Origin of the sequence: Chryseobacterium aquifrigidense (assembly GCF_006716485.1) — a bacterium.
GTDB classification, from domain to species: domain Bacteria; phylum Bacteroidota; class Bacteroidia; order Flavobacteriales; family Weeksellaceae; genus Chryseobacterium; species Chryseobacterium vietnamense.
Window position 1 is genome coordinate 484,541 of sequence record NZ_VFPD01000002.1, and the last position, 25,672, is coordinate 510,212.

A 25,672-nucleotide genomic window follows, 5' to 3' on the forward strand; every position below is an offset into this window, starting at 1 on the left:
TCTCATGAAATTACATAGAGAATCAAAAGGAACGATTACCGTTGCAACCCTGCTTTTTATTATTCTGGGTGCTTTAGCAATTTATTTCCTTGAAATATGGTCACTGGTGATCATTATGCCTTTGTTGGTTATTTACGGTTTAGTTTTCTGGTTCTTCAGAGTTCCGGATCGTAATATTCTTGATCACAAAGAAAATGTTATTGCTCCGGTGGACGGAAAAGTGGTAATGATTAAAGAAGTGGAAGAGGATGAGTTTATCAAAGGAAAAGCCATCCAGGTTTCTATTTTTATGTCACCACTTAATGTTCACATCTGCAGATATCCGGTTTCGGGAGAAGTGATTTACAAAAAGTATCACCCGGGAAAATATCTGGTAGCATGGCATGAAAAGTCTTCCACAGAGAACGAAAGAACTACAGTAGCAGTTCAGACGATGACAAATCATAAAGTAGTCTTCAGACAGATTGCCGGATATGTTGCAAGAAGAATCGTTTTCTACTGTAATGAAGGAGATAAAGCAAAAGCCGGACATGAGTTCGGATTTATTAAATTCGGTTCCAGAATGGATGTGTTCCTGCCTTTGGATACTGAGATTATCTGTAAAATCGGAGATATTACAAAGGGAGGTGAGGATGTCATTGCCAAACTGAAAGAAAATTAATATTCTTATCATATATAAAATCAAAAGAGAGCCATTATAGCTCTCTTTTTTATTTGAGGGATAAAGTGATATATTTTGTTGTTTGAGTTTAATTACGCATGCGTACTATTGCGTATCAGAAGAGTAATGCTTTTCCATTTGGATCAATAATTTTGCCTGCTTAAAAACACAAGCCCATGCTTTTTAAGTGATCTGAGGTAAATGATTGTTAATTTATTGTCAAAAATGGCATTTCATTTGATAATTTTAACATTGAATTTTAGTAAATTGTAGAAAAACACCTTGATCATCTCCTTTTTAATGCTGAAAAAGACTGTACATTTCGTTTTGTAGATTTTTTATTTTGCATGAAAGGCTGTTAATATTGGAAAATTTATACTTTCAGGAGTACAAATGCCAACTTAAGCTTGTGAAAGCATAAAAAAACAACAAGATGATTTATAAGTTTTTCTTTAAGGTGATCAACGACGAAGCCGAGAATATGGATGATGATTTTGAAAGTAATTATCTTCATCTTATTAACCGGTATTTGCTTTTACTGTTTTTCATATTCCTGTTTTATTCTATTTTCATTATTGCTTTTTTCGGGGATATGCTGATCTCCATATTTCTTACCATCATTACCTTTTTCTGGTTGTTTCTCATGGCCATTAAAGGAAAAACCAAACGGTTCAGAAGGGTTTTAAAACCATTCATTGTCGGTATATTTGTTTTACTCACATTTATCGTAAGCTTTTTTAATATTTATACTTACAAAAATGCCGGAGTAGAGTACTTTTACTTTTGTCTTTTGTTTGCTGTTCCGTTCTTTCTGAAATACAAAAAAGACGCCTATACCATCTTTTTTATCACTTTCATCATCAGTATCAATTTTATTGCCTGTCTTTATTTTGATTTTGATTTTCTTCCTAAAAGCAGATATATAGAAAAAGCAGATTTTAAAACAATCAAATTGCTGAATATTTTATTTTCGGTTGCTTCTTTTCTGATGGATATTGTTTTTATTACCCAAAAAGACGCTTTGATTCATGGCTTAATTTCTGATAAAAAAGAAAAAGATTCTACCATCAAGGATCTCGTAAAAACAAATGCAGAACTGATGAAGCACCAGATGCTGATAAACCATCTCTCAGAAGAAAATATTCAGGAGATCTTAAATTTAGCGGAAAGTAATTCACCCATGTTTTTTGAAAAGTTTCAGGTGTTCTTTCCTCATTTTATTCCCGAAATTTTAAGAATAAATCCTAATCTGATCCATTCTGAGCTCTATTTCTGCGCACTGATGAAGCTGGATTTTGATACCAAGAAGATTGCACAGTGTACGAATAACAGTATCCGGGCGGTGGAAAGTAAAAAATACAGAATCCGTAAAAAACTGAATATCTCCTCTGAGATCAATATCAACAGCTTTTTGATTAAAATTTAAACAGAATTCCGATTTTTGTTACTCATACGTAATCTTGAGTAGTTTCCGATGATGTTTTTTGGTTTTCTTGTGAATATTTTTACTTAAAAACATTGTGATGAATATTAAGAACATTCATATTGGAAGCCTGATCCAGTCTAAAGTGGAGGAGTGCCAGATTTCAATAGAAAGAATTTCCAGGTTTCTGAACCGTACGGAAGATGAAGTAGAGATGATGTATCATGCAAAAAGTATGGATACCGATATTCTCCTGAAATGGTGCAAGCTTTTAAAATTCGATTTCTTCAGATTCTATACCGGACATTTGATTTTGTATGCTCCCCAGGCAAGAATTGATACTGTCTTCACTCAAAATAAAAACACGCTGGTTTTCAGAAAAAGTATCTATACACAAGAGGTTAAAGATTTTATTCTTGATAAAATAAAAACCGGGAAAATGACAGCAAATGATGTAGTGATAAGGTACAAGATTCCCAAGACCACTTTATATAAATGGATGAAAAAGATATAGTGCTATGATACCTGATTACAAACAGATTTACACCGATATTCTTGAAGAGAAGTTTCCCGAAAAATTATCAGATGCCACCATCAGACATAAGTTGGAAACATTTCATTCTGCTTTTGACATTCTGAAATTTAATCAACTGATTTTTGGAGAAACTGAATATATGATGGAACGTAAAAATCAGAGACTCCGTTCTTATGATAAGGAATCTATTTTGAAAATTCTTACTTATCAAAAAAGAAACGGGCTGACCAATCTTCAGGTGAGTGATCATTTTAAAATAAGCCGAAATACCATTGCCAAATGGAAAGCCATTTTTATGACAGAGGTGTTGCAGTCTGTTTAATCTAATTATTTTATTAAGTAAGAAATAATTGGTCTTCTACTATTTTGATTTTCTTTTTTGAATTAATGGTTGGGTTTTGTTAAATAACTCAACTTTTTATTGATGTGTAATGTTTTGATAAGTCATTGTCATTTTGTGAGTTTTACTACGCGTGAGTAGTATTGCGTAGTGAAAAATTAACATGTAATAACCTGTGGTTGATAATTTTGTGGAAGTTAAATGTCAAGATTAATATTTTTAATTATCAAACAATTATAACTTATACAATGATGGAAACAAAATTTACAATGCCTTCAATCAAAGTCTTGCTTATGGCAATGCTCTTTGTTTTTGGAAAATCTTTTTCTCAAACCAATAATGGTGCAGTAGGGATTAATACTACAACACCGAATGCTAATTCCGTTTTGGATGTTGTTTCAGGAAATAATAACAAAGGAGTACTTATTCCAAGATTAACGGAAGCACAGCGAAATGCAATAGTAATTAATCAATCCAATGACGATGGGCTGACAATTTACAACACCACAGAAGACTGCTTTAATTACTGGAGCTTTGCGGATAACGAATGGAAAAGTGTCTGCGGACAGATGGGTAAATCTGTTTTTACCATAGACTGTTCTACTTCAAAAGCAATGGGAAGCTATGTAAAAGGAAAAGAGCTTACCAATTCAAATTATCTGAACATTGCTGTGAATGTAACAAAACCCGGTAATTATACCATTTCCGGAACTACTGCAAACGGATACAATTTCTATGGAACCGGAGTATTTCTAAACACCGGAACACAAACAATACAGATTCCGGGACAGGGTACTCCTCAGAATATCCAGACCGATAATGTTGCTCTTGAAGCCAACGGAACTGAAGTGACTTGTACACCAGCTATTTCCATTACTGTGCTGAGTCCGGCAGGAACTTATACCATGAGCTGTGGAACTGCAACAGTAAATGGAGTATATAAAGTGGGGACGGCTCTTACTGCTTCAAATACAATTACCTTACCTGTGAACGTTTCAACATTGGGAAGCTACACGGTTACAACCAATACGGTTGACGGTATTTCTTTCAGCGGATCAGGAACTTTTACTTCTACAGGAAATCAGAATATTACATTAAGCGGAACAGGTACTCCAACCTCTACATCGGTGAAAATAATTACAATTACTTCCGACAGCCAGGGAGGTGTATCTACAACATGTTCTGTAAATGTAGTGGTTGTTATTCCTAAGAAAACGGTTCTCCATATCGGACTGGAGACAGCTTATGGTTATAGCGCCTATACCGGCCCGTCAAGAAGTCTGATGGATTCTCCGACAAATTTCGGTACCACTGCTTCCAGTATTGTTAAATATGAAGGTTTTACCCATACTTCTTTAGGAAATTCACCTTCATCAACAGCCCTTCAGACAGCTCTGAATAATAAGCCGGATATTGTTGTGATTGGTTACAACTATACACCTAATGCTACAGATGCCGGTTATATTGCTTCTTATCTTAATAAAAAAGGAGTTGTCATTGCGATGACTGATGATACAGGGACTGCACAGAATTTATTCAGAGGAATATTTTCTGATCCTACCATTTCAGCTTCTTATGGAGGTGGTGCAGGTTCTGTGTATGCTCTTACCAATACTGATGATCCTATCCTTAACGGGCCTTTTGGAGATATAAGAGGAAAAAACTGGGGTGAAGATGCTTCTACAACCGTAAACATGTCAGGATTGACAAGTGGGTTTGTTCCTTACAGCTACGCGCAGCCTATCAACAGTACAACTACGAGAACGGGAATTTCAGGGTTAAGAAATACCAGCTTAAACTTTATCTGGTTTGGTGACGGTGGCTTTTTAAGTAATGAAAATGCCAATGGGAATCAGTATTCCAGTAATACTATTGAGCCTTTTGTAGCGCCCAGCACAGGAGGATATTTCCCGGTTCAGAAATCAGCTTACGGATATGCAGGAAACGGATATACAACAGGAGGAATGCAGGTTCAGAATTCAATCCTTTTTGCCAATATGATTGCCTGGGCAATAAAGCAGGCAGAATTTAACGGAATAAACACACAATGATAAAAGGTTTTTAAAGATGGCTCCGGCACGATTATTCGTGCCGGAGTTTTTTATTTTATATGTTTTTTAACCTCCTGTATCATGTTTAATATCAAATCCACAGGAATATCTTCTTCCATATCAATAAGAAGGATTTTAAACTTCTTTCGGTCATCCTGGATCAATTCGGGATAATCAAGTCTGTCACCGTGATAAAAACTCAGATAATGTTTTTGATATTTTTTGCTGTAATAAAAGTAGCACAGCATTTTCTTTTTGTATTTGATAAAAGGAAGTCCGAAACTGAATGTTTCTGTAATATTTTCCTGATCTGAAGCTAGGATAGTATCACGCAAAAATAAAAGAGTACTTCTTTCAGGCTCTTCGATTCTGTAGAAATACTCTTGTATTGGGTTCATTTTAATTAAGTTAAAAGATTAGTCGAAGTTTTGAAGTTCAACAAGTTTATGATACATTCCTCTTTTTGCAATCAGGTCGTGGTGGGTTCCCTGTTCCACGATATCACCTTTTTCCATTACCACAATCCAGTCTGCTTTCTGAATGGTTGAAAGACGGTGGGCAATCACTAACGAAGTTCTGTTTTCCATCATTTTCTCCAGTGCATCCTGTACAAATCTTTCGGATTCTGTATCCAGTGCAGAAGTTGCCTCATCCAGAATCATGATTGGTGGGTTTTTCAATACCGCTCTGGCAATAGAAACCCTTTGTTTCTGACCTCCGGAAAGTTTACCTCCATCATCTCCGATATTGGAATCATATCCTTCAGGAAGTGAAGTGATAAATGTATCAGCATTGGCAATTTTAGCTGCAGCAATTACTTCTTCTCTGGTAGCATCAGGTTTACCCATCAGAATATTATTGTAAACAGAATCATTGAATAATACAGATTCCTGGGTTACCATTCCCAATAGCTTACGGTATTCCTGTAATTTTAAATGCTTGATATCGGTTCCGTCAATCAGGATTTCTCCTTCCGAAACATCATAGAATCTTGCCAGAAGGTTAGCAATAGTTGTTTTACCACTTCCACTTTGGCCAACAAGGGCAACCGTTTTCCCCTTAGGGATGGAAAGTGAGAAGTTTTTAAGAATGGTATGGTCTTTATCATAGTAGAAACCAATATTATTAAATTCGATTGAATGATTTAATGTTGAGATGGAAACAGGGTTTGGTACTTCATCAATTTTCACATCAGCATCCAGAATAGCCAGAACTCTTTCAAGAGAAGCTTCTCCCTTCTGAACATTTGAAATAGACTGTGATAAACTTTTTACAGGAGGCAAAATCTGGAAGAAAATACCCAGGAAAACCAGGAAATCCGCAGGTGAGATACTTTGCTCTACAATAATTTGTTTTCCACCATACCAGGCAATAATTAAGAATGTAACCGAACCTAAAAATTCGCTCATCGGAGAAGCCAATTCCTTTTTTCTTCCTAAGCTTATGGAGCTGTTGATCCACTTCTGCATAGACTGCATAAAGCGGTTGTCCATTATTTTTTCTGCACTGAAAATCTTAATCACCTTTGTAGATTTCAATGTCTCATCTACGATTGAAAAAATATTCCCCATCTCATTTTGAGCCTGGTGAGAATCTTTTTTGAGACTTTTTCCTATTAAAGCAATCATCGTTCCCATGACAGGCAATACTAAAAGAGAGAAAAGAGTCATTTCTGTACTTAAAAAGAAAAGAGTTACCAATGTACTGATCAGCATGAAAGGTGCATTGATTAATTCTACCAAACTTCCCAGAATATTCCCTTCAACTTCACCCACATCATTGGACATACGGGACATCAGATCTCCCTTTCTGCTTTCTGTAAAAAAGGAAACAGGTAAAGCAAGAATCTTTCTGTACATTGCTCCACGAAGGTCTTTAGTAACCCCTACACGGTAATTGATCAATAAAAATGAACCTAAATATCTGAAAAGGTTTCTCAGTAAAAACATAAACGCTGTTACCACACAAAGCCACGCCAAAACGTTAAGTGCTCCATACTGGGTTACTAGACTCTGAACATAATAATTGGCATATTCTTTTGCATAAGAGAAAAAATCTAAAATTTCTCCCGAATACACAGGTGGATGGCTGTATTTTTTAGCCTCAATGGTTCCGAAAAGCATTCCCAAAACAGGTAGGATAGTCCCTAAGGAAGCAATCTGAAATACAGAATACATAAGATTGAAAAACAAACTTCCGTAGATGTATTTTTGGTGAGGTCTTGCGAACTTTAGTATTTTAATATATTGGTTCATTCAATGAAAAAATTGGATAGCAAAATTACGTAAAATTAAAAGATAAGACGTTCTTAATCCTATTTTACTTTACCTGATAAGTTTCAAAAAATATATTTTTGTTACAGCTCAGGGCTATTCAGCTATATTTTTTAAATATATAAAACCGAATAGGGCTTAAGAACAGGGGATAAGAAAGTAGTATTGGTTAATAAAAAAACTGCTGAAACAGCAGTTTTTTATAATGATTTCACTTAAAATTTCACCTGATCATTGTACTTCGGGGCAAAATTTTTAGGACTCAGTTTATCCAGTGTTTTACCAAAATTATTGATGATCTGGGTCATGTTATCAAAATCTACAATAGTAACATCATCATTTTCATGGTGATAATGAGACGCTTTCGTCATATCCACAGTAGAAAATGAATGGGCAATGATTTTCTTTTTGACAAAACTTACATTGTCTGAACGGTAAAACAGCTGCTGTTTCGCATATGGATCTGCATTTATTTTTAAACCGTTTACTGCATTTTGATTGAATAATTCATCAAGATCTGAGAATCCGTCTCCTGTCATATATAATGAATTTTTCCCCCATTGAGATTCTGTAGCTACCATTTCAAAATTGAAAAGAGCGGTCATCTTATTATAAATGTGATCCAGATTTTTATCGGTGGAAATCGCTCTTGAACCCAGCATTCCTTTTTCCTCTCCATTGAATGCCATGAACACCATAGAGAATTCCGGTTTTTTGTTTTTAAAATAATCAGCGATACCTACCAGAGTAGTGATTCCGCTGGCATCATCATCTGCTCCGTTATAAATATTATCTCCGCTTTTATCACTGGTTCCGATATGATCAAAATGACCTGAAAAACCCAGATACTGATCTGACTTTCCTTTTTTGATTCCACAAACATTGTATACGGTCTTTCCGTTATAATCAAAAGGCACCAGATAAGATTTTCCGGTACAATATTCCAGATTATTTTCTTTGAAAAGTTTAGCAATATAATGGGCTGCATTTTCATTTTCCTGAGTTCCGATTTCGCGGCCTTTCATTTCATCTGAAGCGAGAGTGGAAAGAACTGTTTTTACTCTTTCTTTGGAAATCTCCTGCCCGAAGGTCAATATAGAGAATAGTGATAAAGTAAGATACGTTAGCTTTTTCATTGTCTTTTATTAAAATTATATGATCTGTCGTGGTTTTAATCAAAAAGTTGCAATGAATTTACATAATTTAAATCAGGAATGGATATCAAATAAAAAAACAGCTCCTAAAAGAAGCTGTTCTCACTCAAAAAATCGTTGTAAGGCTATCGAAGTCTGTCTACAGATTTTACGAGCCTCTCATCTTTACGGATGTAAATGTTTGCTATAAGCAGACAGATTACCGCAATTAATGGGAAAATCGGCTCAATACCCTTCTCAGGAATCTGAATTCCTCCGGATAAGTTTAGTAACCAGTACGCCAATACACCAATCAACAAAACGTTTATAATGATGCTGATGGTATTCAGCAAAATTTGTCTTTTTCTGTTTTTGAAACTAAAAATACTTAATGCTCCAATAATAACAAGTACTATACAGCTTATATTAAGTAAGGGAATACTGTCTGAAATGACAACATCCTGTCCTGTTATAAAAAGGAAAACAGCAGCTAAAACTGCTAATAAAGTCCATATTGTTTGTATTCTCTGTAGCATTGAATATTAAATTCTTGGCAAAAATAACATAAATTTTGCACAATTCAAAAATAAGTGTAGATTTGCATTATACAATGTACTTGAAAACCAAAGTCGCCGGACTTACTTTTCTTACTCACAATTAATTACATTTTTACATAAATATGTTTAACATAGAAACGTTAAGGTCAAAATCCGTAACGGAACTGACTAAAATCTTGAAAGATTTGGGCGTTAAAGTTGCAAGAACCAGCAATGAAAATGACAAGATCTTTGCTATTCTTGACTTTCAGGCTTCTAACCCTAAAGTTGCAAAAGATTATTTCAACGCCACCGAAACCACCAGTGTAAATACTGAAGAGGCTCCAGCAGAAAAACCTGCCAAAGCCCCGGCAAAAAAAGCTGCCCCGAAAAAACCGGCAGCCAAGCCAAAAACAATCGCTAAAGCTCCGGTAGAACCTAAAACTGAAGATATAGTAGAAGAAAAGATACCTGTCTCTGAAGAAATAAAGCCGGAAGCACCAAAAGCTGAAACCAACGTAGCAACAGTAACAGAAGAATCAGCCGCCGCCGCTCAGGCCAAAAAGAAGAGAAAAAGAGTTTCTACCAATGCAGGGAATGCAGAAGTATCTCAGGAAAGAACTGAAACTCCAAAAAACACAGAATCCCAGGAGCCTGCTCAGGCTGAAGAAAAGCCTAACAATCCTCAACAACCACAGGCTAACAGACCTCAAAAAGGACACAACAATCCACAGAACAGTGGAAACCAACATAAAAATCAAAACCAACAACATCAGCAGCATCAAAACCAGAATCAGAATCAAAACAGACATTCTGAAAAGGCAGAGGAGCAGAACGACCATAAAAAAGAATTCAATTTCGATGGTTTGGTAAGTATTGAAGGTGTTTTGGAAATTTTACCTGATAACTACGGATTTTTACGTTCTTCAGATTTCAGCTATATCTCTTCTCCTGATGATGTGTATGTTTCTACCGCTCAGATCAGAAATTTCGGTTTAAAAACCGGAGATACAGTAAAAGGGATTGTAAGACTTCCGAAAGAAGGTGAAAAGTATTTCTCATTATTAAGACCTACAGAAGTTAACGGACGTGATCTTGCATTTATCAAAGACCGTGTTGCTTTCGAATACCTTACTCCACTTTTCCCTGAAGAGAAATTCAACCTTGCAGGAAGCGGTTCTACAGTGTCCACAAGAATTGTAGATTTATTCGCTCCTATCGGGAAAGGACAGAGAGCTATGATTGTTGCGCAGCCTAAGACAGGTAAGACGATGTTGCTTAAAGATATCGCCAATTCTATTGCAGCCAATCACCCGGAAGTTTATATGATGGTTCTTCTGATTGATGAACGTCCGGAGGAAGTTACTGACATGGAAAGAAGCGTAAATGCAGAAGTAATTGCTTCTACATTTGATGAAGCTGCTGAAAAACACGTAAAAGTTGCTAATCTTGTTCTTGCAAAAGCACAAAGAATGGTAGAATGCGGACATGATGTAGTCATCTTACTGGATTCTATCACCAGATTGGCAAGAGCATATAACACGGTAACTCCGGCATCAGGAAAAGTTCTTTCCGGTGGGGTAGATGCCAATGCTCTTCACAAACCGAAAAGATTCTTCGGAGCAGCAAGAAAAATTGAAGGAGGAGGATCTCTGACAATCATTGCAACCGCATTAATTGATACAGGATCTAAGATGGACGAAGTAATCTTTGAAGAATTCAAAGGTACAGGTAACATGGAACTTCAGTTAGACAGAAAAATTGCCAACAGAAGAATTTATCCTGCTATTGACCTTGTAGCATCAAGTACCCGTAGAGATGATCTTCTTCTTGATGAAGTAACTTCACAGAGAATGTGGATTCTTAGAAAATATCTTTCTGAGATGAACCCTGTAGAAGCGATGGAATTTGTAGATAAAAACATCAAAGGAACCCTAAACAATGAAGAGTTCCTGATGTCGATGAATAAATAATAAGTTAAATTGTTAATAGGCCGGGCTTCTATACTTTGAAATAAGGATGTAATAAATCCTCAAATTTATAGAAGCCTGGTTTTTTATTGATCAGATGTTCGGCAGCAAACAACGCTCCGTTACCAAAGGCATCTCTTGAAATTGATTCATGAATGAGCCTTACTGTCTGAAACGGAAAACCGAAAATAACCTCATGTTTTCCTACAATTCCACCCGCTCGGATGGTATTTATCTTTTCATCTTTTAACTCCAGAACATCTGCAATCCGGATGGCTGTTCCTGAAACTCCCTGTTTATCTTTAAAATGTTCTTCCACGATTTCAATATCTACGAAAGGAGCAATCTTTTTTAAGAACTGAGCCGCATAAAGTAAATAATTAATACCTAAAGTAATATTAGGTGACCAGAACACAGTAGCTTTCTGAGCCAGTTTATTCAGGAAATGTACTTCCTTTTCTGAGTAATGAGAAATAGCTGATATGATCTTTACCTTCTTTTGTGCAGCAGATTCTCCGTAAGTATAAATCCCATCCTGAGACGAAAAGTCGATAATAGCATCTACAGGATGTTCTTCAAGCAATTCGTCTACACTCTTTTTTTTCTCTGAATAAAAATGACCGGGATCATCACTTTCTACTCCAAGAAAGTCTGCGGCATCTCTGGCAGACGATCTGCTCGATTTTCTGTACACCCATTGTAGAGAATGATCTTTGTTTTGAAGAATAACTGAGGCTACAGCTTTTCCTGCTTTTCCAAATCCAAAAAGTCCAATTTTCATAATAAAAAGTATTTAAAGTTAAACATTCAGTTATTGAAGTGTTTTTATATAAATATTTACTTCATATTGTGGAAGTTACGAAATTGAAAATAAACCATGCTTTGAATAGGATTGGGGAACATCAAAATGGAGGGGGTTTATAGATGAAATTAAAAATATTTAAAATTTAATTCATTCTAAATCAATATATCAATGTTAAAGATTTATTAAAGTAATCCACAATCCTTGATAATACCTTAAATATTGGCTAATTTTGAAATATAACATTAAAAATAAAGATTATGTCATTTGAATTACCAAAACTAGGATATGCATATGATGCATTAGAGCCAACGATCGATGCAAGAACTATGGAAATCCACCATACAAAACACCACCAGGCATACATTGACAATTTAAATAAAGCAATTGAAGGAACTGAACTTGCAGGAAAAACTATTGAAGAGATCTGCCAGACAGGAACTGACAAACCAGCAGTAAGAAATAACGGAGGAGGTCACTTCAACCACTCTCTGTTCTGGGAAATTTTAACGCCTGGAGGAAGCAAAGAGCCTGTAGGAAATGTAAAAGCTGCTATCGAAAATTACGGAGGTCTTGATAAATTCAAAACTGATTTTTCTGAGGCTGCTAAAACAAGATTCGGTTCAGGATGGGCTTGGTTGGTAAAGAATGCTGACGGGTCTGTATCTGTTTCTTCCACACCTAATCAGGACAATCCATTAATGCCTGTAGCAGACGTTAAAGGAACTCCGGTTTTAGGATTAGACGTTTGGGAGCACGCTTACTACTTAAACTACCAAAACAGAAGACCTGATTATGTTTCTGCATTCTTTGATGTAGTAAACTGGGATAAGGTAGAAGAATTATTCAATAAATAATTTTCAGCTATTATAAAAATGAAAAGGTTCAGAATTATTCTGAACCTTTTTTATTACTATGTTTTAAAACTTACCTTATGGCATCGCTTCCGGATAATCCATTCAGTCTCAGCTTATACTTCCAGTTTACATACGCAAAAACCTGGTAGAGTTTATATTCAAACTTGATCCCATAATTTTCTTTTGGATCATAATCGATTCCGGATTCAATAATATTTCTGTATCTGCCGGAATAATAATAGCTGTTCCATTCATTGACTAAAAATGTGTTTTTTGTCTTCAGATAAGATTCTGTATACTGGCTGATAGGTTTTGCAACAGCACTCAGAAAATAGTCAAATTGGGTATCAATGACTGTAAGATCCCATTCTCCGTCTTCATTTTTTGAAGGCTTCATTTCATGTTGCTCTTTATCTTTCTTTGGTGTTTCCTGAGAAAAACAGCTGAAAGGTACCAATGCAATCATTACTAATAAAATAATATGTTTCATGATATAGGTATTTATATAAAAAAGCACTCCAATAAGAGTGCCTAAATTTTTTTATGGTTCTTTCTGAAGAACTACAAATGCCGGGAAGTGATCACTGTAGCCTCCTGTAAACTGATCTCCATTCCATGATCTGAAAGGATATCCTTTATAATTTCCTTCTTTATTAACAAGGTAAGCTGGGGCGAAAATTTCTGTTTTGTAAACGGAATATTCTTTCGTTACCTGGTCTGAAACTACATTTTTAGAAACGATAATCTGGTCAAACAAATTCGGAGCATCCTGATAAGCCAAAGAAGCAACTCCTTTTTTATATAAAGGATACATCAGATTAAGATAAGGGGTTTCCTCGCTCAGGTCTTTAGGATTAGCCTGAGCCTTAAGATGGTTTTTTAAACTAGGGCTTACAGGGTCATCGTTAAAGTCACCCATGGCAAAAAGCTTTGTTGCAGGATCTGCTGCTCTTACGCTGTCCATCTGTTGTTTTAATAATGCAGCTGCAGCATTTCTTTTAGGTAGGGAAATCGCTTCACCACCTCTTCTTGAAGGCCAGTGGTTCATGAAGAATGCTACTTTTTCATTATCTAAAAATCCTGTTACGACAAGGATGTCTCTTGTATATTCTCTTTTTCCGTTGTCACCATAAATGACCAGTTCTTTTTTTAATGAATTGGTAGGGGTGAATCTCCTTTTCTGGTAGATCAATGCAACGTCAATTCCTCTATAGTCATAAGAATTGTAATGAATAATTCCGTAGTCATATTTCTTTAAAGCCGGTTCGTTCACAAGATCCTGAATGACCTGTCTGTTTTCAACTTCTATTAATCCTACTACTGCCGGAGCTGTTTTGGTATATTGTGCTCCCATTTCAGAAATTACCTTAGCTTCGTTAGCCAGTTTTGCCTTATATATTTTACTTCCGTAGTTCTTTGCACTTTTTGGGGTAAATTCTTCAGAACCACTTTGTATTCTTACTGCTTTTTTACCTTTTAAAGCTCCGTCGCTCCATGGCCCATCATATTTTTCAGCTTCCAGAAACTTGATAGAATCCATAGGAATACTTCTGTGGAAAGCAGGATTTTTAATGTCCCTGATTCCATCTATATAATCTGCTGAGCGAATAGTATCCCAAAGGTTTTCCACATTTAAGAAACCTACGGTTGCTACTTTTCTCAGTTTTCCTTGTTGTTGGGAGAATGCCACGATCGAAATAAGCAGGGCAAACAGACTCGAAAATCTCTTCATCTCTTTTGAGTTTTATTATACTATTAATTACAAATTTACCTTTTTTTAACTTGCTGCTTTTTAAATATTTGTAAATTTAAAAGCAGTAATCCGAATCTCTCTTTTATAATGATTCTTAAAAGATTGCAATGTTAAGGAAAAAATACGTTAAAAAAGTTTGAGATTGCAAAATTTGATTAAATTTGTGCCCCCAACTTTTAAACTGTTGAAAATTAACAATAAAAGTATTAAAAAATAAATATACTCATGATTAAAAAATTATCATTGATCTCTTTATTTACTTTGCTGCCTGCGTCGTATTATTACGCGCAGACAACTGTGTTTGCGTATCTTAAGGATGCAGACGGTAAGCCTGTTGAGCAAGCAAATGTAGATTTAAAAGGAGCAGGAAATGATGCAAAGGCAGACAAAATCGGATATTTCCAATTTAAAGATTTGATGCCTGGACATTATCAGATTATGGTTACAAAACCCAATTTTGAAACTAAAATTTTTGAATTTGATGTAACCAGTGATGAGAAGAGAAAAGATCTTGGAGTAATTACTCTTTATTCGGCATTGAACGGTGCAGATCAGGGGTTGGCTATCATAGAAGACTCGGGAGAAAGTGATAGCGGTGGCGCACAACAAACTGCAACAGTAGGATTACTACAGTCTTCTCAGGATGTATTCAACAGAATTGCAAGTTTCGATTTAGGACCGTACTGGTTCCGTCCAAGAGGAATTGATAGCAGAACAGGTGAGAATATGATCAATGGGGTTTCTATGGCCGCTGCAGATAATGGAGATGTAGACTTCAGTACCTGGGGAGGATTGAACGAAATTACCCGTTACCCGGAAATTGCAGTTAACCATGCACCTTCAGAATATGCTTTCGGAGGAACTACCGGAGTATTTTATAAGAATACCAGAGCCAGTGAGTACAGAAAAGGAAGCCAGCTGACGTACTCTCTGACCAACAGAAATTATACCAACAGATTATCTTACAGATTTTCATCCGGAATGAATAAGAACGGATGGGCATTTACAGGAATGATCGCAAGGAGATGGGCACAGGAAGGGATTCAGGATGGTACAGCTTATGATGCATACAGTGGATATATCGGTATTGAAAAGAAATTCAGTGATAGCCATACCATGACCCTGAATGCCATAGGTTCTAAATATGCCAGAAGCTCTTCAAGTCCAAGTACTCAGGAAGTATATGACTTCAGAGGAGTTCATTATAACTCTTATTGGGGATGGCAAAACGGAGATAAAAGAAATGAAAGAGTAAAAAGAGGTTTCCAGCCTATGATCCAATTGCAGGATTTCTGGAAAATCAATAAAAACTCTCAGCTTTGGACATCAGTTTCTTATCAGTTTGGGAAAGAGTACAGTTCAAGACTGGATTGGTACAAAGCCAATAACCCGTCACCAACTTACTACCGTAACTTGCCAAGCTATTGGTTAAACTATAAAGATCCGTCACCGGAACAAGCTGCCAACATCGGGATTACGAGAGATTGGTGGACGAATGATGACCAGTCTCATACACAGATCAATTGGGATAATCTTTATAATGCCAACAGAAACGTAGAATACAATGCGTTACTTGGTGGAAGGAGAGCCGCTTATTATCTTGTGGACGATGTAAAAGATGATAAAGTATGGAATGTATCTACTCATTATACATATAACTTCACCGATACTTCCCGTTTTATCTTAAACCTATCTTACCAGAATTACAGATCTGAGCAGTACAGGGAGGTAAATGATTTGTTAGGTGCTGATTTTGCGCTGAATATGGATCCGTTTGCATCCAATACCAATGCAGGAAGTGTTTGGGGTAAATTCAATACAAGGGAAAGCGATACTGATGTTGCTAAAAGAGAAGGTGATAAAATCGGGTACAGCTATATTTTCAGAAGACAGGAATTCAAAATAAATCCTGCTTTCAAATTCTCCACAGGAAAATTTGATGTTTTTATCTCCGGATTATTCGGATATACAACGAACAGCAGAGAAGGGTTATTCCAACACTATCTGTATGAGTCTTCTTATGGAAAAGGAGCAGACCAGAACTTCTGGAATGCAGGGGTTAAAGGTCAGGTTACATATAAGATCAACGGGAGAAACTTTCTGGTTTACAACGGAGCTTACTTCTCACAGTCTCCTTTCTTAAATGATATTTATTTTAATACCAGAGTAAGTGGTGTTACCACTCCGGGAATCAAAAACGTTGTTGTTGATGCCAACGACCTGAGCTATGTAATCTCTACTCCGATTGTTAAACTTAGACTGACAGGTTACCTTGTTAATACTCAAAACGAAACAAGTGTACAAAGATATTTCGCACAGGGAATTAAACTGACAAACCTTACGGAGAGCGGTGAGCAGGCTCCGGTTCAGGATGGAGCTTTCATTACGCAGGTGTTGGCAGGAGCCAATAAGAGAAATATGGGAATTGAGCTTGGTGCACAGGTGAAGGTAACTCCTACCTTAACTGCCAGTGGGTTACTAAGTGTAGGACAATATACTTATACTAACAATCCTACGGTTTATTTTGCATCTGACGCAGTTGGAACCTTCAGAGAACTTGATGGAAACGGAAATATCGTCTCAAGATCTTATACCAACATGGGGGAAGCAACGCTTAAAAACTACAGACAAGGAGGTACTCCTCAGGAAGCATATACACTGGGTCTTCGTTACAGCAGCCCTAAATACTGGTGGGTAGGAGCAACATGGAACTACTTCGGGCAGTCCTTCCTGGATCCGTCTCCTGTAACCAGAACAGACAGGTTCTATACGAATCCTGGCACACCGGGAGTCCCATATGACATTGTAAATGATGAAGAGCTTGCAAGAGTACTTACGCCTACAAAGCTTCCTTCGGCATTCTTTTTCAATGTCAACGCAGGGAAGTCCTGGATGATTGGCAAATATTATGTATTGGTATCCGGATCTGTCAATAATATCCTTAATAACAGAAATTATATTACAGGAGGGTTTGAGCAGACCAGAAACGTTAACTATATTGATTATAAGAATGATTACGACAGCGGAAACATGGTATTCGCTCCAAAATATTGGTATAACCAGGGTAGATCTTATTTTGTTAACCTTCAATTCAGATTCTAAAAACTAAAATTAAAAATCGAAAACAATGAAAAATATATATTTTAAAGCGGCGATATTTAGTGCTATTTCAATGCTGACATTCTCGTCTTGTGTAAAAACTGATGATTATGAATTACCGGAAATCAAATGTACCAACAAATTTGCAGCAGCTAATCACCCGTTAACTGATCTTGCTGTTATTGCAAAAGTAAAACCAACTGAAGCCGATATCATTAAAGAAGATTATATTGTTGAAGCCTACATCTCTTCAAGTGATGAATCAGGAAATATCTATAAAATGATGTTCCTTCAGGATAAGCCTGAAAACCCAACACAAGGGATTGAAATTGACATCGATGGTGGAAACCAGTATCTTGATTATCCTACCGGGTCCTTAGTAAGAATTAACCTGAAAGGATTGATTGTTCAAGGTATTAATGGGAACATTAAAGTAGGTTCTTTTGATCCTAATTATCCTATCGGTAGAATCAACCCCAATAAATTATCCAATTACATGGCAAGAGTTTGTGACGGACAAAAGCCTGTAGTAGCTACAATGAAGCCATTGGAGTTCAATTCTATTTCTGATGCTTTGAAGAATGGTGCTCACATCAATCAGCTTGTAAAAATTAAAAATGTTCAGTTTGAAGAGCCTGAACTGACGAAAACTTTTGCTGACGAATCCACTACAGGTGACCGTTATATTACAGATAAAAAAGCAGGAAGATTAGATCTTCGTTTCAGTAACTATTCAACTTTTGCAAAATCTCCAATCTCTCCTAAATATGAAAAAAGCGGTGATATCGTTCTTCTACTAAGCCGTTTTACCAGCTCAAGTAATGCAACGATTTTCACAGACCAGGCTTATATAAGAGATCTTAACGATATTAATTTCCCGAACGCCAGATTCACTCCTGGTGAGCCGGAACTTCCATCTGCTAATGCTGTCAATCTTTTCCCTAGCTCTGATTTTGAAAACTGGCCATCTTTCCTGTCAAGTTTAAATAGCTTTGGGCTTATGTCTTATGCATCTCAAGGTATTGGTTTGGGGTATAATGGTACAAACTCCCTTCAGATTAAAGGTACACCTGCCAATAATGATTATGTATTTACAGCGAATGCTGCATCTGGAATACCAGCAGCTCCGAAGAGAATTACCATGTATATCAAAGGTACGGCGTCAGGAAAATCACTTTCTTTCAATGTATACAGAGCAACACCATTGGCTCCTAATACATCTGCTTTCTATACATTTAATTTAGCAACATTCTCTACAGGTGCTACTTTAAGCCCGGAAAGTACAAATTCATATAACGGATCTATCAACACGAACGGACAATGGAGGCTGATTGAGCTTACGCTTACAGGTCTTACCGATCTTAATACTACCGCTGGAAAACCAATGTTTGCCCTTAAAACTGGAAAGGATGGTGTATATGACCTTCAGATCGATAACATCAAAATTGAGTAATACATCAGGATCAAATATATTTCTCATACATTTATAAAAATCGGGCAGCTTTTTAAGCTGCCCGATTTTTATTTATACGGGATTTACTTGCGTTTATTTAACCGTAATTGTTGGATCCCAGTAAAAGTATCCATACAGAATCTGTTTGTTACTATTACTTGGATCTAAAATATAAAGTCCAAACTGTACATAGAAATTCTCTGTTCCTGTAGCTTTTACTTTAGAGTCGATACTTGCAAAAGTGATATCTGCACTAGCAGCAGGAAGACCATTCTGAGAATTCAAATTAGGCACAGCGGCCTGCTTTCTTTCCACTGAATTGTATATAAAACTGTTAAAAACCTGATCACCTGACCAGTACTTAATATTATAGATGATTACTGCATCATCGGAGTTTTGGTATATTGATGTTCCTCTGAAAGAAACAATATCCCCGGCTCTTGCACTGAAATTCAAATCAGCTGTACCTTGTCCGGAAATAGCGTTGGCATTCGAAACGATCATATGCTGGCTGTTATGATCAATTCCTGTAGGATTATTAGGGTCTGTACTTGGGTTTTTATAAGTTTGTCTTACATAATCCGTGTCAATAACGATCAGGACATCAATTTCCTGACTGGATGATTTTAGTTCTATATCTTCCATGATATTTAGTTTTTGATTGGTGTTTTCTTACTCATTGGGCTTTTCAGATTCCGCCCCGTTATTAAAGTGATACGGCTTCACTGATTGGGTTGTAATTACAGTACAAATGTACATGTCTGAAAATGAAAATCTTAGAGTGGAAATGCTGAAATTTTGGATTAGGTATTTGTACTTAATTAATCTCTTTGAAGTGATTTTTTATTGCTGCAAAAAAAATACCCTGAAAAGTTCAGCTTTTCAGGGTACCCATTTTTATAATGGTTAAATCTAATTTTCATTTAAAAAGAAACCTCGTTCACTTCTTTTCCTCTTTGGAAGTTCATTGTTTTCTGGCTGCCTTTATAGGCTATGTTTACCAGATTGATCTGCTTAGGAAAAGCGCTTAAAAGGATCGTATTTTTAATCTTTAAGGTATTAATATCCGAAACACCTCCGGTTTCAAAATATACCCATACAGTTTCTCCACTGACCTGACTTCCCGTGAAGGTAATCGTTTTGGGAGACCCATTGACAAATACATCAAAATTATTGTTCACATATTTTTTTACCTCTGCTTCAAATCCTGCCGTATTCGGGTTGATTTTAATCGCGTCAGAGATATGGCTTGTATTCATTTTTGTGGTAAACTTCAATGTCTTGCTTCCATCAATATAGTCAACTTTGGTCATTGAAGAGAAAAAGTCTACATACATAAAACTCATTAACACAAAAAATGTTAAAATTCCTGATATATATAAAAGTTTTTTCATCTTAATTAATAGATTTACAATCATAGTTGTTTGTTATAAGTCACAAATAATATGCCAATTAAAAATTTACATTCACAGAATATTTATCATAAAAGGCTTTAATATGTGCTACAGCCTCATCAGCAGTATCTACCACACGATAAAGATCAAGATCATCTTCCGCAATCATTCCTTCTTTTAACAGAGTTGCCTTAAACCAATCCAGTAATCCTCCCCAGAATTCACTTCCTACTAAAACAATAGGAAATTTTCCGATTTTATTGGTCTGAATCAGAGTCATCGCCTCAGTAAGTTCATCCAGTGTTCCAAATCCGCCAGGCATCACTACGAAACCCTGAGAGTATTTTACAAACATTACTTTTCTCACGAAAAAGTAATCAAAATTCATGGAATAGGATTTATTGATGTAAGGATTGAAATGCTGTTCAAAAGGCAGATCAATATTAAGTCCTATAGATTTCCCTTTTGCATTGAATGCTCCTTTATTTCCTGCCTCCATAATTCCCGGGCCGCCTCCGGTAATAATACCGAAACCCAACCTGGTAATTTTTTCAGCAATATCTACAGCCATTTCATAGTATTTATTCTCCGGCTTCAGTCGCGCAGATCCAAATATAGAAACACATGGGCCAATTTTAGCCAGTTTTTCATAACCGTCTACAAATTCAGCCATGACCTTGAAGACCATCCAGCTGTCTTTGGTGATTGTTTCGTCCCAGGTTTTTTGTCTGAAACTGTTGTGAAGTTTTGTTTCGTTACTATCAAGTTCTGGATTTACTAAACTTTCATCCCTGGTTCCATCAATTTCCATTGCAAAAAATTATTTAAAATGTTTTTCGGCTTCTAGTATGGATGCCGGTCTCCCAACATCAATAAGAATACTGTCGTGTACAAAACCATGTATATGTTCGGTCTGCATCAGATCCAGATATTCTTCCATAACAGAGAATTTGCCTGTTCTTTTTATTTTTTCGAAGATGACAGGATTGATACAGTGAATTCCACTGAATGCAAGGGCTCTAAAGCCTTTATTGAATTCTGCCAGCCTTTGTTCTCCGGTTTGTACATTCAGCCAGCCTCTCAAAACCATATCATCATTGAAAAGGAGTTTTCTCGAACTTTCTCTGTCCGAAACCGCTAAAGTAGCAAAATCTTTTATCTTTTTGTGGTATTCTACCAGTGTATTGATATTCAAGTCCGTTAGAATATCAGCGTTCAAGATTAAAAAATCTTCTCCGTGATCTAAAAATTTTCTTGCAAATATCAAGCCGCCACCTGTTTCCAGCAGTTCGTTGCTTTCATCAGAGATTTCAATCTTACATCCGAAACTATTGTTTTTATTCAAAAAATCAACAATCTGATTTCCAAAATGATGAATATTAATAACAAAATCCGTAATTCCGAAACTTTTAAGGTATTTGATATTTCTTTCCAGAAGCGGAATTTCATTCACTTTAGCCAATGCTTTTGGATGGTGATCTGTAAACGGTTTCAGTCTGGTCCCTTTGCCTGCTGCGAAAATTAAAGCTTTCATAATAGTATAAGTAATGAGTGATGGGTAATGAGTAATATATAAATGTAATCAAAATTACTTATTGCTCATTACTGATTACTAATATTCAGTTGCGGTTGTTCATCGTGTTGAAGGGTAATTTCGGTTCCTTCAGGATATTTTTCCTTGATGAATTCTGCAATTTTTATGGCACAATATACCGATCTGTGTTGTCCTCCGGTACATCCGAAATTAATCTGAAGATGCTCAAAACCTCTTTCCAGATAGTTGTTAATATTGATGGAAACAATAGATTTTACCAGTTCTAAAAACTTTGGCATTTCCGTTTTTGTTTCAAGATATTCCTGAACTCCGATGTCATTTCCGGTCTGGATTTTATATTCTTCAATTCTTCCGGGATTTAAAATTCCACGGCAGTCAAAAGCGAAGCCTCCACCATTTCCGGAATTATCTTTGGGAATTCCTCCTTTTTTGTAGGAAAAACTGTGTATCTCGATGTGTAGCATATTTTTTATTTTTAAACCATTAAGGCTTATTTAGTCATATTGAAGTATTTTATTTCGTTTCTGTCTGTCTGAGCGGAGTCGAAGACTTAGTTATTTAATATTTCCTCGATTTTTTGCTTTGCTCTCTCTGAAATCAGCTGCTGAATTACTTTTTTCAGTTCAGGATAATCATTCATCTGCTCCCATGAGTCTGCAAATTGTGTAATATTCTCAATTCCTTTTTCAAGGCTGGCCATGAAATGTTGTTTCCTCTGAATTAATCCCCTGAATCCATAGGCTCCCAAAACCTGTAAAAATCTCATCATTTGAATTGGCATCACTGCGTTTTTCAGCTGCATTCTTGTTTGATGGTTTTCGAACTGCTGAATATAAAACTCAAGCATTTCCTGTTTGAAATCTTCGGGGAAATTTGCTTTCGCCTGAAATAGAAACGAGATGACATCATACATTAAAGGACCTTTCATTGCCGATTGGTAATCGATGAAAGAAACTTCATTTTTCTCGTTGACCATGATATTTCTTGCCTGAAAATCGCGGATCATAATTCCTTTGGGTTCAAGGTTTTCAATAAGGGCTGCAATTTTTTTGAATTCTTTAAGGAGTGTAGATTTGTTGTATTCAAGTTCCAGAAAATCGGCGACAAAATTTTTAAAGTAATACAAATCATGAATCACGGGAAGTTCATCATAGCTTTCATATTCAAAGGTTTTTGAAAAATCAATTTTACCTTGCGTCTGCACCTGAAGCTGGTAAAGCTTTTTTAAAGTCTGCTGTACCAAAGATCTTACAGTGGAAGACAGTTGTTCTTTAGCAATCACTTCAGAAAGAGTATGTTGTCCCAAAAATTCCTGAATATACATTTTCCTGTCATCTGAAACAGCAAGGATGGAGGGTGTATTAAGGTTCAGGTCTGAGAATACTTCAGAATAATAAAGAAAACTATCATTTTCCGGAATATTTTCATTGTACGTGATGATGTATTTTTCAGTACCGGCAGTGGCCAGAAAATTTACCCTCGCAGATCCGCTTTGAGCTAATGTGACGAATTCGGAAGATTTTTTACCTAAATGGTTTTCAAAAAATCGTTTTGCGTTTTCAGAAGTCATAATATGGAAACAAATATACTAAATTAACATGAGTTGGAAATGATCGTTTAAAGAACTGATCAATTGGGGGTAAAGAGTGTGATAATAGCACTGAATAATTTTGATATTATTAAATTTTTTAGCGAAAATTTTTAAGTATTCTGTGTGAATAACGTTAAGTTTGATTGCTTGTTTTTAACTTTCTTTGTTCAAATTCAGGATATTACAGGCTAATTTTTATCTTTGCAGTATGCTGAAAGACTTTAAACCTGTTTTAGGTATTTTATTGCGCTTTATTGTTATTTACCTGGTGTTGCTTTTCGCTTATCAGTTCTACTTGAACAGTGGTAAAGATTCCGGGTTGGATTCGTTTTCAAGGCTGATTGCCCGTCAGGTAACGTCTTTACAGAATGCAATAGGTTATCCTACAGAACTTTATGATGATGTAAAGAACGAACAGGTTTGGTTTTATGTAAAACACAATTATGTGACGAGAATGGTGGAAGGATGCAATGCCGTTTCTGTCATCATTCTATTTGTGTCTTTTGTTTTTGCCTTTTATAAGGGAGTAAAGACTTTCGTTTTTGTTGCAGTAGGATTGGTTTTACTGTATATTATGAATCTCCTTAGAATTGTCGGATTGAATATAGTAATGGTTGATTATAAGGAATATGGAAAGATATTTCATGATTTTATTTTCCCTGCTGTTATTTACGGAAGTGTAGTTTTACTGTGGTTAATCTGGATTAAATTTTTTGCTTTAAAACATGAAAATTCTTAGCTGGCTTTTGGTTATCGCAGGAATCTGCGGATTGATAAGTGTAAGGGTTCTGGAGGATACTATTTTTTATGATCCTTTCTTAGACTATTTTCATGAAGCCAATAAAAATATAGAATTCCCTGCCTTTGAATGGGGTAGACTGATTGCCGGACATGTGTTCAGATTTATTTTAAATCTTTTTTTTTCCTGCCTGATTATTTACGGATTATTCAAAAATAAAGAATGGACGATACAGGGAGCAGTGATGATGATTGTGGTCTTTGCCATTACTTTCCCGATCTATCTCTACTGTATTCACAGCAAATTTGAAATAGGATATCTTTTTTCTTTTTATATGAGACGATTTGTAATCCAGCCGTTGATTATACTTCTGATTGTTCCGATGTTCTATTACAGAAAGCAGATGATTACTAAAGAAAGCAGATAAAGTAAGACCCGATTTGATTATTCTCCTTCAATGATTATATGTTTATCCACGCTGGTAACATTTTCCGGTGTCCATTCTACACGTTTGATGAAATCTTTTTCGCGGACAGGGCAGTCTTTGATCTGGCATACCGGGCATGAAATCGGTTTACAGTCATCCATATGGAAATTGAACTCAATACTTCTTTTAATATTTCTGGCAAGAAGAATAATGACTTTTTCCATTTCACCATGAGCATCACGAAGATCATAATACCAGGGAAGTGTTATATGGGCGTCAATGTGCAGAGAAGATCCGAATTGCTGAATTTTCATATTGTGGACATCAATCCATTCTGCATGTCTGTTTTCTTCAAGGATCTTAATCACCTGATTTAATATTTCAGGATCCTGTTCATCCATAATACCACTTAATGATTTTCGGACGATTTTATAGCCTACAAATATGATATAAAGTCCAAAACTTAATGCTACTACGGAATCGAGCCAATAGATTTTGGTAAAATAAACAATGATTAAGCTGGCCACTACGCCAAGGGTGGTAATGGTATCGGACTGAAGATGTTTACCGGATGAAATAAGAACCAGAGAGTTCTCTCTTTGCCCTTTTTTTATAGAGATATATCCCAGCAGATAATTAATAACAGCAGTGGCTGCAATAATCCATATTCCAAGATCAATTTTACTCAGCGTTTTTCCAACAATAAGACTATGGACCCCTTCATAAATGATCATAACGCCGGCAATAGCGATAAGTGCTCCTTCAATACCGGAAGTAACGAATTCTACTTTTCCATGCCCGTAAGGGTGGTCTTCATCCTTAGGTTTGGCTGCAAGATGGAGAGAATACAATCCCATGAACGCACTGATGACATTGACAATACTTTCCATAGCATCGGAAAATACAGCGTCGGAATTGGTGAGCTTCCAGGCAATAATTTTTCCAACAAAAAGGATGATTCCGAATGTTGCAATGAGCTTTTGAAATCCTATTTTCTCTTTATGGGCATTTTTCTGGGTATTCATAATTGTGTTTGATAAAAAAAAGAATCTCAATTCTGAGACTCTTTTTATTTTGTTA

The 25,672-nt window shown here is 36.0% G+C and carries 25 protein-coding genes; 11 read left to right on the forward strand and 14 right to left on the reverse strand.

The genetic code is table 11. The features are described from left to right. Positions 1 to 4 precede the first annotated feature (4 nt). From FB551_RS17270 to FB551_RS17290, 5 genes are all read left to right on the forward strand, one after another. Positions 5 to 661, forward strand: coding sequence for a phosphatidylserine decarboxylase family protein (locus FB551_RS17270; RefSeq protein WP_047427176.1), 657 nt, complete (start codon positions 5 to 7; stop codon positions 659 to 661). A gap of 433 nt (positions 662 to 1,094) precedes the next feature. Next, positions 1,095 to 2,087, forward strand: coding sequence for a helix-turn-helix transcriptional regulator (locus FB551_RS17275; protein WP_142018378.1), 993 nt, complete (start codon positions 1,095 to 1,097; stop codon positions 2,085 to 2,087). A 97-nt stretch (positions 2,088 to 2,184) separates the two neighbouring features. Further along, positions 2,185 to 2,598 (forward strand): transposase, encoded by a 414-nt coding sequence (locus tag FB551_RS17280; RefSeq protein WP_142018379.1) that lies wholly within the window; start codon positions 2,185 to 2,187, stop codon positions 2,596 to 2,598. A gap of 4 nt (positions 2,599 to 2,602) precedes the next feature. Continuing rightward, on the forward strand, positions 2,603 to 2,941 hold the full coding sequence (locus FB551_RS17285) for a hypothetical protein (RefSeq protein ID WP_047427182.1): 339 nt from the start codon (positions 2,603 to 2,605) through the stop codon (positions 2,939 to 2,941). Positions 2,942 to 3,210: 269 nt separating this feature from the next. After that, positions 3,211 to 5,010: a hypothetical protein gene (locus FB551_RS17290; RefSeq protein WP_226798726.1), complete on the forward strand. Its 1,800-nt coding sequence runs from the start codon at positions 3,211 to 3,213 to the stop codon at positions 5,008 to 5,010. Between the two features lie 50 nt (positions 5,011 to 5,060). On the opposite strand, the gene FB551_RS17295 is transcribed toward FB551_RS17290, so the two are convergent. The 4 genes from FB551_RS17295 to FB551_RS17310 form a co-directional block, all read right to left on the reverse strand. Then, positions 5,061 to 5,408, reverse strand: coding sequence for a DUF1801 domain-containing protein (locus FB551_RS17295; protein ID WP_142018381.1), 348 nt, complete (start codon positions 5,406 to 5,408; stop codon positions 5,061 to 5,063). An 18-nt stretch (positions 5,409 to 5,426) separates the two neighbouring features. After that, positions 5,427 to 7,265 (reverse strand): ABC transporter ATP-binding protein, encoded by a 1,839-nt coding sequence (locus tag FB551_RS17300; protein ID WP_142018382.1) that lies wholly within the window; start codon positions 7,263 to 7,265, stop codon positions 5,427 to 5,429. Between the two features lie 233 nt (positions 7,266 to 7,498). Then, complete coding sequence (locus FB551_RS17305) at positions 7,499 to 8,419, reverse strand: M28 family peptidase (RefSeq protein WP_142018383.1); 921 nt, start codon at positions 8,417 to 8,419, stop codon at positions 7,499 to 7,501. A 143-nt stretch (positions 8,420 to 8,562) separates the two neighbouring features. Beyond that, positions 8,563 to 8,952, reverse strand: coding sequence for a DUF4293 family protein (locus tag FB551_RS17310; protein ID WP_034691563.1), 390 nt, complete (start codon positions 8,950 to 8,952; stop codon positions 8,563 to 8,565). 143 nt (positions 8,953 to 9,095) lie between these two features. On the opposite strand from FB551_RS17310, the gene rho reads away from it, so the two are divergent. Continuing rightward, on the forward strand, positions 9,096 to 10,925 hold the full coding sequence (rho, locus tag FB551_RS17315; RefSeq protein ID WP_047427197.1) for a transcription termination factor Rho: 1,830 nt from the start codon (positions 9,096 to 9,098) through the stop codon (positions 10,923 to 10,925). A gap of 28 nt (positions 10,926 to 10,953) precedes the next feature. On the opposite strand, the gene FB551_RS17320 is transcribed toward rho, so the two are convergent. After that, the gene (locus FB551_RS17320) at positions 10,954 to 11,703 is read right to left on the reverse strand and encodes a 4-hydroxy-tetrahydrodipicolinate reductase (protein WP_142018384.1); all 750 of its coding nucleotides are present in this window, start codon (positions 11,701 to 11,703) and stop codon (positions 10,954 to 10,956) included. A gap of 281 nt (positions 11,704 to 11,984) precedes the next feature. Here FB551_RS17320 and FB551_RS17325 point away from each other — a divergent pair, with 281 nt between their 5' ends. Then, positions 11,985 to 12,581 carry a superoxide dismutase gene (locus tag FB551_RS17325; protein ID WP_047427203.1) on the forward strand — a complete coding sequence of 199 codons (597 nt, stop codon included), beginning with the start codon at positions 11,985 to 11,987 and terminating at the stop codon, positions 12,579 to 12,581. A gap of 70 nt (positions 12,582 to 12,651) precedes the next feature. Here the strand turns inward: FB551_RS17325 and FB551_RS17330 are convergent, their stop codons facing one another. After that, entirely contained in the window at positions 12,652 to 13,071 is a 420-nt protein-coding gene (locus tag FB551_RS17330) for a DUF6146 family protein (protein ID WP_047427206.1), read from the reverse strand. A gap of 51 nt (positions 13,072 to 13,122) precedes the next feature. Continuing rightward, entirely contained in the window at positions 13,123 to 14,313 is a 1,191-nt protein-coding gene (locus tag FB551_RS17335) for an endonuclease/exonuclease/phosphatase family protein (RefSeq protein ID WP_142018385.1), read from the reverse strand. Positions 14,314 to 14,559: 246 nt separating this feature from the next. Between FB551_RS17335 and FB551_RS17340 the strand changes: the two genes are divergently transcribed. Further along, positions 14,560 to 17,436: a carboxypeptidase-like regulatory domain-containing protein gene (locus FB551_RS17340; RefSeq protein ID WP_142018386.1), complete on the forward strand. Its 2,877-nt coding sequence runs from the start codon at positions 14,560 to 14,562 to the stop codon at positions 17,434 to 17,436. A 25-nt stretch (positions 17,437 to 17,461) separates the two neighbouring features. After that, positions 17,462 to 18,886 carry a DUF5689 domain-containing protein gene (locus FB551_RS17345; RefSeq protein ID WP_142018387.1) on the forward strand — a complete coding sequence of 475 codons (1,425 nt, stop codon included), beginning with the start codon at positions 17,462 to 17,464 and terminating at the stop codon, positions 18,884 to 18,886. A 93-nt stretch (positions 18,887 to 18,979) separates the two neighbouring features. Here the strand turns inward: FB551_RS17345 and FB551_RS17350 are convergent, their stop codons facing one another. The 6 genes from FB551_RS17350 to FB551_RS17375 form a co-directional block, all read right to left on the reverse strand. Continuing rightward, positions 18,980 to 19,531: an inclusion body family protein gene (locus FB551_RS17350; RefSeq protein ID WP_047427218.1), complete on the reverse strand. Its 552-nt coding sequence runs from the start codon at positions 19,529 to 19,531 to the stop codon at positions 18,980 to 18,982. A 278-nt stretch (positions 19,532 to 19,809) separates the two neighbouring features. Beyond that, the gene (locus FB551_RS17355) at positions 19,810 to 20,280 is read right to left on the reverse strand and encodes a DUF6702 family protein (protein ID WP_226798727.1); all 471 of its coding nucleotides are present in this window, start codon (positions 20,278 to 20,280) and stop codon (positions 19,810 to 19,812) included. Positions 20,281 to 20,338: 58 nt separating this feature from the next. Then, a complete protein-coding gene (locus FB551_RS17360) occupies positions 20,339 to 21,091 on the reverse strand; it encodes an LOG family protein (RefSeq protein WP_142018388.1) in 753 nt (250 codons plus the stop codon). A 9-nt stretch (positions 21,092 to 21,100) separates the two neighbouring features. Next, the gene (locus FB551_RS17365) at positions 21,101 to 21,814 is read right to left on the reverse strand and encodes a nucleotidyltransferase family protein (protein WP_142018389.1); all 714 of its coding nucleotides are present in this window, start codon (positions 21,812 to 21,814) and stop codon (positions 21,101 to 21,103) included. A gap of 68 nt (positions 21,815 to 21,882) precedes the next feature. After that, a complete protein-coding gene (locus FB551_RS17370) occupies positions 21,883 to 22,299 on the reverse strand; it encodes a RapZ C-terminal domain-containing protein (RefSeq protein ID WP_142018390.1) in 417 nt (138 codons plus the stop codon). A gap of 86 nt (positions 22,300 to 22,385) precedes the next feature. Beyond that, the gene (locus tag FB551_RS17375; protein WP_142018391.1) at positions 22,386 to 23,405 is read right to left on the reverse strand and encodes an aminoglycoside phosphotransferase family protein; all 1,020 of its coding nucleotides are present in this window, start codon (positions 23,403 to 23,405) and stop codon (positions 22,386 to 22,388) included. 229 nt (positions 23,406 to 23,634) lie between these two features. Between FB551_RS17375 and xrtF the strand changes: the two genes are divergently transcribed. Both xrtF and FB551_RS17385 read left to right on the forward strand, forming a co-directional pair. After that, positions 23,635 to 24,165, forward strand: coding sequence for an exosortase family protein XrtF (xrtF, locus tag FB551_RS17380; RefSeq protein ID WP_142018392.1), 531 nt, complete (start codon positions 23,635 to 23,637; stop codon positions 24,163 to 24,165). Beyond that, on the forward strand, positions 24,152 to 24,592 hold the full coding sequence (locus FB551_RS17385; RefSeq protein WP_047427239.1) for an exosortase F system-associated membrane protein: 441 nt from the start codon (positions 24,152 to 24,154) through the stop codon (positions 24,590 to 24,592). Before xrtF ends, FB551_RS17385 begins: the two co-directional genes overlap by 14 nt. A gap of 17 nt (positions 24,593 to 24,609) precedes the next feature. Here FB551_RS17385 and FB551_RS17390 read toward each other — a convergent pair whose 3' ends face one another. Beyond that, on the reverse strand, positions 24,610 to 25,617 hold the full coding sequence (locus FB551_RS17390) for a cation diffusion facilitator family transporter (RefSeq protein WP_142018393.1): 1,008 nt from the start codon (positions 25,615 to 25,617) through the stop codon (positions 24,610 to 24,612). Positions 25,618 to 25,672: the final 55 nt, after the last annotated feature.

Excerpts from the sequence above, each read along its gene's own strand:
- FB551_RS17270 (WP_047427176.1), top strand. The coding sequence starts at position 5 with ATGAAATTACATAGAGAATCAAAAGGAACGATTACCGTTGCAACCCTG.
- FB551_RS17275 (WP_142018378.1), top strand. The coding sequence starts at position 1,095 with ATGATTTATAAGTTTTTCTTTAAGGTGATCAACGACGAAGCCGAGAAT.
- FB551_RS17280 (WP_142018379.1), top strand. The coding sequence starts at position 2,185 with ATGAATATTAAGAACATTCATATTGGAAGCCTGATCCAGTCTAAAGTG.
- FB551_RS17285 (WP_047427182.1), top strand. The coding sequence starts at position 2,603 with ATGATACCTGATTACAAACAGATTTACACCGATATTCTTGAAGAGAAG.
- FB551_RS17290 (WP_226798726.1), top strand. The coding sequence starts at position 3,211 with ATGGAAACAAAATTTACAATGCCTTCAATCAAAGTCTTGCTTATGGCA.
- FB551_RS17295 (WP_142018381.1), bottom strand. The coding sequence starts at position 5,408 with ATGAACCCAATACAAGAGTATTTCTACAGAATCGAAGAGCCTGAAAGA.
- FB551_RS17300 (WP_142018382.1), bottom strand. The coding sequence starts at position 7,265 with ATGAACCAATATATTAAAATACTAAAGTTCGCAAGACCTCACCAAAAA.
- FB551_RS17305 (WP_142018383.1), bottom strand. The coding sequence starts at position 8,419 with ATGAAAAAGCTAACGTATCTTACTTTATCACTATTCTCTATATTGACC.
- FB551_RS17310 (WP_034691563.1), bottom strand. The coding sequence starts at position 8,952 with ATGCTACAGAGAATACAAACAATATGGACTTTATTAGCAGTTTTAGCT.
- rho (WP_047427197.1), top strand. The coding sequence starts at position 9,096 with ATGTTTAACATAGAAACGTTAAGGTCAAAATCCGTAACGGAACTGACT.
- FB551_RS17320 (WP_142018384.1), bottom strand. The coding sequence starts at position 11,703 with ATGAAAATTGGACTTTTTGGATTTGGAAAAGCAGGAAAAGCTGTAGCC.
- FB551_RS17325 (WP_047427203.1), top strand. The coding sequence starts at position 11,985 with ATGTCATTTGAATTACCAAAACTAGGATATGCATATGATGCATTAGAG.
- FB551_RS17330 (WP_047427206.1), bottom strand. The coding sequence starts at position 13,071 with ATGAAACATATTATTTTATTAGTAATGATTGCATTGGTACCTTTCAGC.
- FB551_RS17335 (WP_142018385.1), bottom strand. The coding sequence starts at position 14,313 with ATGAAGAGATTTTCGAGTCTGTTTGCCCTGCTTATTTCGATCGTGGCA.
- FB551_RS17340 (WP_142018386.1), top strand. The coding sequence starts at position 14,560 with ATGATTAAAAAATTATCATTGATCTCTTTATTTACTTTGCTGCCTGCG.
- FB551_RS17345 (WP_142018387.1), top strand. The coding sequence starts at position 17,462 with ATGAAAAATATATATTTTAAAGCGGCGATATTTAGTGCTATTTCAATG.
- FB551_RS17350 (WP_047427218.1), bottom strand. The coding sequence starts at position 19,531 with ATGGAAGATATAGAACTAAAATCATCCAGTCAGGAAATTGATGTCCTG.
- FB551_RS17355 (WP_226798727.1), bottom strand. The coding sequence starts at position 20,280 with ATGAAAAAACTTTTATATATATCAGGAATTTTAACATTTTTTGTGTTA.
- FB551_RS17360 (WP_142018388.1), bottom strand. The coding sequence starts at position 21,091 with ATGGAAATTGATGGAACCAGGGATGAAAGTTTAGTAAATCCAGAACTT.
- FB551_RS17365 (WP_142018389.1), bottom strand. The coding sequence starts at position 21,814 with ATGAAAGCTTTAATTTTCGCAGCAGGCAAAGGGACCAGACTGAAACCG.
- FB551_RS17370 (WP_142018390.1), bottom strand. The coding sequence starts at position 22,299 with ATGCTACACATCGAGATACACAGTTTTTCCTACAAAAAAGGAGGAATT.
- FB551_RS17375 (WP_142018391.1), bottom strand. The coding sequence starts at position 23,405 with ATGACTTCTGAAAACGCAAAACGATTTTTTGAAAACCATTTAGGTAAA.
- xrtF (WP_142018392.1), top strand. The coding sequence starts at position 23,635 with ATGCTGAAAGACTTTAAACCTGTTTTAGGTATTTTATTGCGCTTTATT.
- FB551_RS17385 (WP_047427239.1), top strand. The coding sequence starts at position 24,152 with ATGAAAATTCTTAGCTGGCTTTTGGTTATCGCAGGAATCTGCGGATTG.
- FB551_RS17390 (WP_142018393.1), bottom strand. The coding sequence starts at position 25,617 with ATGAATACCCAGAAAAATGCCCATAAAGAGAAAATAGGATTTCAAAAG.